The sequence below is a fragment of the Gordonia abscondita genome (genome assembly GCF_032711245.1).
Taxonomy (GTDB): domain Bacteria; phylum Actinomycetota; class Actinomycetes; order Mycobacteriales; family Mycobacteriaceae; genus Gordonia.
Genome location: NZ_CP128986.1, coordinates 2,568,278 through 2,579,283, shown reverse-complemented (window position 1 = coordinate 2,579,283; position 11,006 = coordinate 2,568,278). Strand labels below are relative to the sequence as shown.

Genomic DNA, 11,006 nt, shown 5'->3' with positions numbered 1-11,006 from the left:
CCTACCGGGCTCACTGTCGCCGCACAGTCATCCGGCCGCCGAACCTCGGCGCGAACGCGACACCACGCGAATGCACTCCCTCGGCCCTCGCGGTCGACGGCTCGATGCGGAACTCACGCAGCACCGTCCGTACCACCACGTCCATCTCCATAGTCGCGAACGCCGCACCGATACACCGTCGCGTACCGCCACCGAACGGCAGCCAGGCAGCCGACGGAGTGTTCCCGACGAAACGGTACGGATCGAACCGCTCCGGGTCGCGGAACTCTTCGCTGTCGTCGTGCAGCAACGAGATCGCGACCATGGCGTTGTGTCCGCTCGGAATCCGCCACGGTCCAATCTCCAAGTCGTCAGTGACGACATGCCGTCCCGCGAAGTCGATCACCGGACGGGACCGCTGTGTTTCCAGAATCACCGCGTGACGGAGTTCGTCGCCGTCACCTTGGGCTTCGACCGCCAGCGCGTCGAGGATCGCCGGATGGCGTTGGACCCGTTCGAACAGCCACGCGAGAGTCGTCGCCGTCGTCTCATGGCCAGCGGCGAGGAGCGTAAGCAACTCGTCCGCGATCTCGTCGTCCGTCATCACGCTGCCGTCGTCGTAGCTGCTCTGCAACATCAGCGCGAGAATGTCGTCTCGGTCGGCGAGTTCCGGGTCGCGACGCGCCTCACCGATGACCCGGAGGATCGTCTCCTGATACCGCGCACGGCGGTGACGCAGGTGCACGTTCGGGTCTACGCGGCTCAACACACGAGGCAGCTGCGGGATCGTAGCCGAACGCGATCCGGCCGCGACGAGACTCGGCAATTGCGCGCGCAGATCATCGAAGTCGTCGCCGTCGGCGCCGAAGACCGCCCGCAAGATCACGTTGAGCGTGATCCGCATCATCGGCTCCATCGTCGCGAACCGTTTCCCGGCCGTCCACGTCGCGGTCTCGCGGCCGGTCTCCTCTTCGACGATCTGCTCATAAGCGCGGATTCGCTTGCCGTGCAACGGCGGAGTCAACAGTTTCCGCCGACGACGATGGTCGGTGCCTTCGATCGCGAAGATCGACCCCGAGCCGAGAACACGACCAAGATTCGGCTGGACGTTGATCGTCTTGGCGCCGGAGGTGAACAACTGCTTGGCCATCGCCGGATCGGCGATCACGACGATCTTCCCGAAGACCGGAACCTCAAGCTCGAACACGGATCCATACCGGGCACGACAGGCGCGGAGGACACCACGACGGGCACCGAGGAATCCAACCCCCTGCACCCAGGTCGGCAACGGAACCTTCGGCGGCATCGCCGAGGTCGACGACTTCTCGGACAGGTCAGTGGTCATCAGACACTCCGCTCAGGTGGTACGTCAACGTACCAACGAACGGTACGCTGACGTACCACCAACGACAAGGGCCTATCCTGGATCCGTGGCCTATCAGCGCGAGGGACGTTTGACCAGCACGACCGAGCCCATCGCAGTCCCCGACTCGGCGGCTCGGTCACGTCTGATGTCCGCGATGAGCACGTGTGTCGCCGATGTCGGTTACCGCGCGACAACCGTCGCCGACGTCGTTCGTGTCGCACGCATGTCTCGGCGGTCTTTCTATGAGCATTTCACCGATAAGGCGGCCTGTTTCGTCGCCGTCCTACACGCCGCGAACAACCAGATCATCGGAGCGGTCGCCGCCGCCGTCGACGGATCATCTCCGCTGGCAGTTCAGGTGCGGCAGGCGGTCGCCGCGTATGTCGACGTGAACGATGCGCACCCTGAACTCACCTTGAGTTGGATCCGCGAGCTCCCCGCGCTGGACGAGCCCGCACAAGAGCTCAAAGCAGCAGCGATGGACGCGTGGATCTCCCTCTTCGTCGATATGACGTCCACACCGCTCGTGGCCGCTGAAGGAGTCGCACCGGTGTCACGCCCGACCGCGATCATGATTTGGGGCGGCATCCGAGAGCTGACGGCGAATTCGGTGGAGACCGGCACCCCGTTGTCAGCGATCATCGAGCCTGCGACCCGCGCATGCGTCGCGATGCTCGACGGCCCACCCACGATCTTCTGAGACTCCAGCCGAGGATGCGAGGAACCGTTCGACTTCGCGCCTAGTCCGCAGCCTGTGGAACGTGAGATGCGCACACTCTGGGTCGGTCATCGCCGCCGCGTAACGCCCCCTGGTCCGCGTGAACGACGTCCACGCCCACCACAGGATCGATTCCTCCCGCCGCCACACCAGCAGGGCGCGCCAGCTCTCACGATTGCCGTTCCACAGTTCAGTTCGGGTGACGACGCGGCGGACAGTGCGGGTCAGCGACTGCCACATGACGAGACGGCGCGGCGGATCGACCCAGACGACCGTGTCGGCCCGCTCCCACACCAGACGGCCGATTTTGCTCTGATAGTTGCCATCGATAACCCATGAGGGCGCGGCCGTCACCGGCCGGACAGCGGCTGCCATCTCATCTGCGGACGCCGCCGTCCAGTTCGGTCCCCAGTGCGTCTGGTCCAACTCGACGAAGGGAACGTCGAGTTCCGCGGCGAGGCGACGTGCGAGAGTCGTCTTCCCCGAACCCGAACACCCCACTACTGAGACACGTTCCACTCGCCTACCGTACGTCGAGCGTCGCGACGCCCGGCGTCATCGGGAGTCGGGCGTCGAGGATGAGCACCACTCGACCCCGGCCGGAGCGAACGACAGCTTCGGGCGGATGCCCGTTCAGCCCGTGCGACGTCCGCGCCGCGCCGGTACGGCCGGTCGACAGGTTCGCCCACCGCAGCGGCGTGTTCAACAGGCAACCCCAATTGTCGCGCTGAGTTCCGGTGACCGTGATGACTCCTGGGCCCGTCCGCTCGATTCCGCAGCGGAACGCCGGAACATCAAAACTGCCGTTCGGGTTGCCGTACAACGCCGGATTGATCTGAAACGGGACGATCGGCGCCGCTTGCGCGACACCCGGTACAGCGATCAACGCGCCACACAAAACCGCGCCTACCGCTCCTGCTCGAATGATCTTCATGACTGCGCCCCTCAGCTAACGCGCCCGGTCCGACCCGGTTCCAGCGTACGACGGCGCGGGGAGATTCGGTCTCGACTCCGCTCGATCAGCGGGAGGCGATGAGAGCGGCGACTTCGGCGACCGTGTAGGGCGGCTGGTCGTCGTGGCCGCGGTACGCGACGAACCCAGGCTGGAACGGCGGATAGCTCCCGATGAATCCGCCTGCCGCACTGAAGATCTCGCCCGTGATGTCGGCGGCGAGGTCGCTCGCGAGGTATGCGTACAGCGGGGCGACGTATTCGGCGGGTGCGGGATCGAGCGCGATGTCGCGCAGCGCCTCGTCGAGCAGCCCGCGTTTGTACAGATCGTCTATGTGGGCCCGATAGTCGTCGCCCGACGACAATCGGGTCTTCCCGCCGGGGCACACCACGTTCACTCGGACACCGCTCGGCCTCAGTTCGGCGGCCAGCGCCATGGCCAGACTGTTCACGCCGCCCTTGCCTGCCGGGTAGCCGATGCCGCCGAACATGCCCGACGACGCCGCCGACCCGGTGAGTACCACGGTGCCCGACCCTTGGGAGTGGAGTCGGGGCGCTGCCGCTCGGACCAGCTCGAACGAACTGACGAGATGGGCGTCCAGCTGCGCGAGGAACTCGTGCCTCGTCGTCGTCAGGATCGAGGAGCCGACCGGTTCCGCGGTGCCAGCACAGTTGATCACGATGTCGACTCCGCCGAACTCGACGACGGCGGCGTCGACCATCGCCTGCGCGACGGCCTGGTCTGCGGCACTCCCCGCCACCGGGACGGCTGCACCACCCGCTGCCGACAGTTCGTCTGCGGCATTCTGTGCGACGCTTTCGTCCCGACCATTGACGATCACCGAAACACCCTCGGCCACCAAGGCTTTCGCCACAGCTAGACCGATTCCACGGCTCGAACCCGCAATGACGGCCCGCTTGCCGCGCAGCACCGAATCGGTCGGCGTCACCACATCGGCACGGGCGTCTGCCCGATCGGGTACCAACCGGGAAGCAGCCCGTCGGCATTGAGGACACGGTCGATCCGCCCCTGTAGGCCTGCGGTAATCACACCGTCGGTGAGCATCTCGGCGAACAGCGCGGTGACGTTGCCGTAGTCGAAGAAGTCACGCTGCCAGCTCCATGTGAAGTCGCCCGCGTACTTGAACCAGCTGCCCTGCACCCCATTGAGCGCGTAGTGGGTGCCGTCGGCGCGGGTGGCCTCATTGATCTGCTTCCACAAGCCGATCATGTCGCCGGTCTGCTCGTCGACCACCCACGATTGGTACGGGTACGTCCAACCGTCGAGTCCGTCCATCTCGAAGCCGATGGCGATGTCGCGGATCTCGTCACGCCCCACCGCCATGAAGTCGTTCTTGGGTCCATAGTTCCATCCGTAGGTCGCGTCCTCGGTGTAGAAGTCAGCGAGTGGACGCCAGTCACCGGCCTTCTCCACGTCGATGTTGGCCTGCAGCCAACGCTCCTTCATCTCATCGAGTTCAGCGCGATCGAATGCCATGTCGGCGACCAACTTCCTGTGAGTACTGGACATCTGACCCGACGCTACATTAGGTTCATACGCAAGTCCAGACAGTTGTCCAGAAGGAGAGTCAGGCGTGCCCCTCAAGCCAGAAAGCAGTTCTGAACTGTTGATCGACGGAGAATTGGTACCCGGTTCCGCCGGCAGGTTCGACGTCGTCAACCCGGCGACCGAAGAGGTGATCGGGCAGGCCGCGGACGGCAGCGAGGCCGACATGAACGCCGCCATCGCGGCCGCGCGCACCGCTTTCGACACGACGACGTGGTCGCGTGATCCCGCCTTCCGCGCCGCGTGTCTCCGCCAGCTGCGCGATGCCCTCCTCGGCCACGTCGACGAGCTCCGCGAGATCACGATCGCCGAAGTCGGCGCCCCCAAGTTCCTGACGTCGGGGCCACAACTCGAAGGCCCGATCAGCGACCTCGGCTATTTCGCCGACCTCGCTGAGAGCTTCGAGTGGGAGACCGACCTAGGCCGCGCGGAACCGATGGGCATCGCCAACGACCGACGCCTGCGCCGCGAAGCAGCAGGTGTCGTCGGCGCAATCACACCGTGGAATTTCCCGCACCAGATCAACTTCGCCAAGATCGGCCCCGCCCTAGCGGCCGGCTGCACCGTCGTCCTCAAGCCCGCCCCCGACACCCCGTGGTGTGCTGCGCTCGTCGGCAAGGTCGCCGCCGAGGAGACCGACATTCCGCCAGGGGTATTCAACGTGGTCACGTCGAGCGATCACCGAGTGGGCGCTCTCCTGTCGACCGACCCGCGCGTGGACATCGTCTCCTTCACCGGATCCACCGCGACCGGACGCAAGGTGATGGCCGCCGCGTCGGAGACCCTCAAGCGCGTCTTCCTCGAACTCGGCGGCAAGTCGGCGTTTATCGTCCTCGACGACGCCGACCTCGCGACGGCCTGTTCGATGGCCGCGTTCAACATCGTCACTCACGCGGGTCAGGGCTGCGCGATCACCACGCGACTGCTCGTCCCCCGCGACAAGTACGACGACGCGATCAACCTGGTCCGCGACTCGATGGCCGGCCTGCAGCCCGGCGACCCCAGCAAGGGTGGAACCATCTGCGGACCGTTGATCTCCGCCGTCCAGCGCGACCGCGTCCTCGGCTACATCGAACTGGCTAAGAGCGAGGGCGGCGTCATCGAGACCGGCGGTGGCCGACCGGCCGACCGGGAGAAGGGCTTCTACGTCGAACCAACGCTCATCTCCGGTCTCGACAATTCTGCGCGCGTCGCCCAGGAGGAGATCTTCGGCCCCGTCCTGGTGATTTTGGCCCACGACGGAGACGACGACGCGATCGCCATCGCCAACGACTCCCCGTACGGCCTGTCCGGCGCGGTGTGGGGAACCGACCCCGCCCGGATCAAAAAGGTCGTCGACGGTGTCCGCACCGGAACGATGGGCGTCAACGGCGGAATCTGGTATTCGGCGGACGTCCCGTTCGGTGGCTACAAACAGTCCGGCATCGGCCGCGAGATGGGCGTCGCCGGATTCGAGGAGTACCTGGAGACCAAGGCCGTCGCAACCCCCGCCTGACACCACACCACTACAGAGGGAACCCCATGAACACCAAGCGTTTTGAAGGAAAGACCGCAATCGTGACCGGCGCCGCAGGCGGCATCGGCGAAGTGTATGCCCGCCGTCTCGCTGCCGAGGGATGTCACGTCGTCGTCGCCGACCTCAACGACGAGGCAGGACAGGTCGTCGCGTCGGACATCGACGGGCTTTACGTCCACACCGACGTCGCCGACCCGGAGTCCGCCCGGGCGCTCGCCGACGCGACGATCGAGAAGTACGGCCAGATCGACTACCTCGTCAACAACGCTGCAATCTACGGCGGCATGAAGCTCGACTTCCTGATCACCGTCCCGTGGGACTACTACAAGAAGTTCATGAGCGTGAACTTCGACGGCGCACTCAACGTGACGCGCGCCGTTTACGGCAGGATGAAGCCGGGCAGCGCGATCATCAACCAGTCGTCGACCGCCGCCTGGCTGTACAGCGGGTTCTACGGCGTCGCCAAGGCTGGCGTCAACAGTCTCACCCAGCAGTTGGCCACCGAGCTCGGCGGCTCCGGCATCCGGATCAACGCCATCGCGCCCGGCCCCACGGACACGGAGGCGACGAAGACCACGACGCCCGGCAACATGGTCGCCGAGATGGTCGACAAGCTGCCCCTCTCGCGGATGGGCACCCCGGACGATATGGCGGGGATGCTGCTGTTCTTACTCTCGGACGAGGCGGCGTGGATCACCGGGCAGATCTTCAACGTCGACGGCGGACAGATCATCCGGTGATGAGCGAGATCGACGCGACCACGCCGGAGCCGATCGGGTTCATCGGCCTCGGCAACATGGGCGCCCCCATCGCCGAACGCCTCGCCGCCTGGCCTGGCGGACTGATCGTCAGCGATGTCCGTCCCGATGTCACGGTCGACGGCGCGATACGCGCCGCGTCGCCCGCCGAGATCGCGGCCGCCGCGACCGTCATCGGAATCACCGTCCTCAATGACGAGCAGGTTCGCACTGTCGTCACCGGGCCCGACGGCATTCTGGAGACCGCGCGCCCCGGCACGGTGGTCGTCATCCATTCGACTATCGGCCCGCAGACCGCCGTCGACCTCGAAGCGGTGTGCGCGGCCAAGGGTGTCGCAGTGCTCGACGCACCCGTCTCCGGTGGCGCGCAGGGCGCGAAGGAGGGCAGGCTGGCGATCATGGTCGGCGGCGACCGCGACGCCTATCTGCGCATCAAAGCGCCGTACGCGGCGGTGTCCGACATGCTGATCCATGCAGGCCCGGTCGGGTCGGGAACCACGATGAAGCTGGCCCGCAACCTACTGCATTTCATCTCGTTCACCGCGACGACGGAGGCGTCCCGGCTGGCCGAGGCCGCAGGTATCGATTTGGTGAAGCTCGGCAAGGTGGTCCGCCACACCGATGCGATCACCGGTGGTGCGGGCGCGATCATGCTGCGCGACACGGCCGCACCCATTGCGCGCGACGACTTCTGGTACGACGTGTTCGACCACGTACGCGGACTCGGCGAGAAGGATCTCGGGCTCGCTCTCGATTTGGGCGCCGAACTCGGCGTCGACCTGCCTCTCACCGCACTGGCACTGGAACGATTCGCCGATGGACTCGGCGTGGGAAAGGACGACAAGTGAGCACTCCGGAGACCGCAGGCCAAAAGGCCTCCCCGCAGCGACAGAAGGGGCTGGACATGATGTCCAAGGTGTACGGCTGGGAGATGAAGGACGGCCCGGGCGACTTCTTCGCCCACACCGCGGACCAGGTGTTCGGCGAGGTGTGGGCCCGTGAGGGACTCAGCATCCGCGACCGTCGCCTACTACTGCTGGGTGCACTCGCCGCAACCGGACAGATCGATGTCGCCGAGATCCAGGCGGGCGCGGCCCTCGGCAACGGCGAACTCGACGGAGACGAACTCCTCGAGATCGCCCTGTTCCTCTGTTACTACATCGGGTGGCCGCGGGGTTCGGCGCTCAACATGATGTTCGGCGGGGTCATCGACAAACATGCGCGGGCGCAACGCGCCACGGATTGAGTGTCGAACGGTCTGACGGCGAGGCGAACGAACATAGGCGGACGACATAGGAGAGAGTGGATGCGCGTCCTGGTGACGGGTGCGACGGGATTCGTCGCCGGTTGGATCGCGAAGACGGTGCACGACCACGGCCACGAGGTCCGGCTCCTCGCGCGCAGCCCGGGGAAGGTCGCCGACGCAGTGCCGTTCCTCGGCTTCGAGCCGGACGTCGTCGTCGGCGATATTGGCGATCGCGTCGCCGTCCGGCGGGCCCTCACCGGGTGCGACGCGGTGATTCACGCCGCCGCCGAAGTCGCGCTCCACACGGTACCGGCCGACGACTTGGTTCGACGCAACGTCGACGCCTGTCGAAACGTGCTCGGACAGGCCGTCGACCTGGGCATGGACCCGATCGTCTACGTGTCGAGTTCGGGGGCACTCTGGGACGCGGCGGAACCGGGCCTCGCGCCGGACCTCCCGGTGCGAGGCGGGCCGGACGCGTACGGACAGTCGAAGGCGGCCGGGGAACGGTACGCGCGAGAACTCCAGGACGCCGGACACCCCGTGGTCATCGTCTACCCGACCGCCGTGATGGGGCCGTCCGCGCACGGCCTGTTCGGCGAGGCGGGCGACGCGGTGATCACGTTGAGCAAGACCGGTGTCGTCGGTCGGACGGCCGCACTGACGATCGTGGACGTCCGCGACGTCGCCGAACTGCACGCTCGCGTCCTCGTGGCAGGCCGGGGTCCGCGACGATACGTTGCCGGCGGGCACCGACTCGGCGACACCGACCTGGCTCGATGCTTGAGTGAGGTGACCGGTCGACGCATCCGCCATTGGCCGATCCCGAACTCGGTGCTCGCCTGGGCCGGCCGAGTCGCCGATCGCGTGCCCGCGGTGGTCCCGCGGTCGCTGTCCCAGTTGAGCGAGGCGGCGATCGGCTACCTCGTCCACGCCCCGATCCCCGACAACACGACCGCCGAGGACGATCTGGGCATGGCGTTCCGTCCGGCCGCCGAGACGCTCGCCGCGGTGTGGGGCGAACACCCCTCCGGCAGCCCCCGCTAACCTACGCCCTTCACACTGAGCGGCCTCCGGCGCGAAGGTCAGCTCAGGAAGTTCTCGCGAATCTTGCGCTTGAGGATTTTGCCCGTCGCGTTGCGCGGGAACGGACCGAGGTCGAACACGACGTCGGTCGGCGCCTTGTACGCGGCGAGCGATTGGCGGACCAGGTCGCGGACATCGTCTGCGCTCAGGGTCAGTCCTTCGGCGACGGTGACGGCGGCGACCACTCTCTCGCCCTGCCGCGGGTCGGGCACGCCGAACACCGCGACCTCGGTGAACTGCTCGGACGCCAGCAGCGTGAATTCGACTTCCGCGCAGTAGACGTTCTCGCCACCGGTGATCACGATGTCCTTCTTGCGGTCAACGACATAGATCAGACCTTCGGCGTCGAGGTATCCGAGATCGCCCGTGCGGTACCAGGATCCGTCGAATACAGCGGCTGTCTCGTCGGGCCGGTTCAGATAGCCGGCCATCACTTGGGGCCCGCGCACCTGAAGTTCACCGACGGCGACCGGCTCGGCGAGGACCTCACCCGCCGCGTCTACGACGCGTACCTCCATCACCGGGCTGGCAGGCCCCGAGGTCTCCGGGTGGGTCGACAGGAGGTCGCCGCCCGCGGTGCTGACGCTGGCGGTGGTCTCGGTCATCCCCCACCCGACCGCGCGTGCAGAGTTGGGCAGGACCCGCTCGATCCTGCTCACCAGGTCTGGTGGTGTCGCCTGACCGGCGGGCGAGACGTTGATCAGAGTCCCGACCTTCTCGGCGGGCGGCTCGGCGGCCAACAGGTCGACGATCACCATCGGCGGCCCGGCGAGCATCGACAATTTGTACTCGGCGATGAGTTCGATCGCGACGTCAACAGTCCATCGGGGCATGATCACCGAGAATCCACCTGCGGACATGGTGGTCAGCAACGATGTCAGCCCCGACGTGTGGAACAGCGGGAAGATCAGTAGCGCCGACAATTTCGGCATCAGCCCGCGAAGCGCGTCCGGCTCCATCCCGTACTTGCGCGCGTTGAGGATGATGTTCGATTCCTTGATCAACCGCAGATTCACCACCAGGGTGCAGACGTTCCGATGGGTCAACAGCACGCCTTTGGAGCGCCCTGACGTCCCCGACGTGAACAAAATCCACGACACCGAGTCTGGATCGGGCACCTCGCGTGCGGCGATCGGTTCGCCCGAGACCACGAGTTCGTCGTAGCGGCGGGCTGGCGCCGCAGGCAGTTCGTGGTCCGCGCCGACCACGACCAGGTCGGTCGTCGCGTCTCGCGCGCGAATCTTGGCGGCCCGGTCGCAGTCGGCGATGATTACGACGCACGCGGCGTCGGCTACGGCACCGGCGAGTTCGGCTTCGCTCTCGCGGCCATTGAACAGAACTGCCACGCCGCCGCACCGTCCGATGGCGACGAGCGATACGACGAATTCCGTCCTGTTCTTCATCGCGATGCCGACGCGGTCTCCGTCGGCCACACCGTGATCGCGTACCAACGATCCGGCGAGCACACCGGCCGCGTCGGACACCTGCCGGTAGGTGTATGAGACGCCGTCCTCGACAAACAGTGTGTCGTTGGCGAACCGTCCGACGGCTTGGGCGAACACCTCGTCGAAACTCGTCGGTGTGTCGCGGTAGACGCGCATCGTCTCACCGCCGACCACCGCATCGGTCACCGCGAACGGTCCAGCCGGTGCGGTCAAGTCTGTTTCGGCCGCGCGGAACGCAGACACCGATTCGTTGGCTGTTGTCACGAGTGGGAACCTCCGGGTCGAAATTCAGGCAAACGCGAACTGCATCTTGGTCTAGTGTGACGATGACCGGCATGGCCGGGGCCCTGCAGCGAAGTCGATTCAGCGCCGTC

General features: G+C 66.2%; 12 protein-coding genes. 6 read left to right on the top strand and 6 right to left on the bottom strand.

What is annotated here, in order from left to right:
* Window positions 1-10: 10 nt before the first annotated feature.
* A complete protein-coding gene (locus tag MP11Mi_RS12160) occupies window positions 11-1,324 on the bottom strand; it encodes a cytochrome P450 (RefSeq protein ID WP_420039175.1) in 1,314 nt (437 codons plus the stop codon).
* 85 nt (window positions 1,325-1,409) lie between these two features.
* On the opposite strand from MP11Mi_RS12160, the gene MP11Mi_RS12155 reads away from it, so the two are divergent.
* The gene (locus tag MP11Mi_RS12155) at window positions 1,410-2,045 is read left to right on the top strand and encodes a TetR/AcrR family transcriptional regulator (RefSeq protein ID WP_420039174.1); all 636 of its coding nucleotides are present in this window, start codon (window positions 1,410-1,412) and stop codon (window positions 2,043-2,045) included.
* Here MP11Mi_RS12155 and MP11Mi_RS12150 read toward each other — a convergent pair.
* From MP11Mi_RS12150 to MP11Mi_RS12135, 4 genes are all read right to left on the bottom strand, one after another.
* Window positions 1,977-2,582 carry an AAA family ATPase gene (locus MP11Mi_RS12150; RefSeq protein WP_420039173.1) on the bottom strand — a complete coding sequence of 202 codons (606 nt, stop codon included), beginning with the start codon at window positions 2,580-2,582 and terminating at the stop codon, window positions 1,977-1,979. The genes MP11Mi_RS12155 and MP11Mi_RS12150 overlap by 69 nt on opposite strands.
* Window positions 2,583-2,586: 4 nt before the next feature.
* The gene (locus tag MP11Mi_RS12145) at window positions 2,587-2,997 is read right to left on the bottom strand and encodes a hypothetical protein (RefSeq protein ID WP_420039172.1); all 411 of its coding nucleotides are present in this window, start codon (window positions 2,995-2,997) and stop codon (window positions 2,587-2,589) included.
* Between the two features lie 85 nt (window positions 2,998-3,082).
* Complete coding sequence (locus MP11Mi_RS12140; RefSeq protein WP_420039171.1) at window positions 3,083-3,967, bottom strand: SDR family NAD(P)-dependent oxidoreductase; 885 nt, start codon at window positions 3,965-3,967, stop codon at window positions 3,083-3,085.
* Window positions 3,961-4,512, bottom strand: coding sequence for a nuclear transport factor 2 family protein (locus MP11Mi_RS12135; RefSeq protein WP_420042084.1), 552 nt, complete (start codon window positions 4,510-4,512; stop codon window positions 3,961-3,963). The genes MP11Mi_RS12140 and MP11Mi_RS12135 overlap by 7 nt, the downstream gene beginning before the upstream one ends.
* Before the next feature lie 97 nt (window positions 4,513-4,609).
* Between MP11Mi_RS12135 and MP11Mi_RS12130 the strand changes: the two genes are divergently transcribed.
* From MP11Mi_RS12130 to MP11Mi_RS12110, 5 genes are read left to right on the top strand one after another with little or no spacing between them, the layout of a single operon-like run.
* The gene (locus tag MP11Mi_RS12130) at window positions 4,610-6,076 is read left to right on the top strand and encodes an aldehyde dehydrogenase (protein ID WP_420039170.1); all 1,467 of its coding nucleotides are present in this window, start codon (window positions 4,610-4,612) and stop codon (window positions 6,074-6,076) included.
* A gap of 26 nt (window positions 6,077-6,102) precedes the next feature.
* Window positions 6,103-6,837 carry an SDR family oxidoreductase gene (locus MP11Mi_RS12125; RefSeq protein WP_420039169.1) on the top strand — a complete coding sequence of 245 codons (735 nt, stop codon included), beginning with the start codon at window positions 6,103-6,105 and terminating at the stop codon, window positions 6,835-6,837.
* Window positions 6,837-7,703: an NAD(P)-dependent oxidoreductase gene (locus MP11Mi_RS12120; RefSeq protein WP_420039168.1), complete on the top strand. Its 867-nt coding sequence runs from the start codon at window positions 6,837-6,839 to the stop codon at window positions 7,701-7,703. Before MP11Mi_RS12125 ends, MP11Mi_RS12120 begins: the two co-directional genes overlap by 1 nt.
* Before the next feature lie 56 nt (window positions 7,704-7,759).
* The gene (locus tag MP11Mi_RS12115) at window positions 7,760-8,101 is read left to right on the top strand and encodes a carboxymuconolactone decarboxylase family protein (protein ID WP_420042083.1); all 342 of its coding nucleotides are present in this window, start codon (window positions 7,760-7,762) and stop codon (window positions 8,099-8,101) included.
* A gap of 60 nt (window positions 8,102-8,161) precedes the next feature.
* Entirely contained in the window at window positions 8,162-9,148 is a 987-nt protein-coding gene (locus MP11Mi_RS12110) for an NAD-dependent epimerase/dehydratase family protein (protein ID WP_420039167.1), read from the top strand.
* 38 nt (window positions 9,149-9,186) lie between these two features.
* Here the strand turns inward: MP11Mi_RS12110 and MP11Mi_RS12105 are convergent, their stop codons facing one another.
* The gene (locus tag MP11Mi_RS12105) at window positions 9,187-10,896 is read right to left on the bottom strand and encodes a class I adenylate-forming enzyme family protein (protein WP_420039166.1); all 1,710 of its coding nucleotides are present in this window, start codon (window positions 10,894-10,896) and stop codon (window positions 9,187-9,189) included.
* Window positions 10,897-11,006 lie beyond the last annotated feature (110 nt).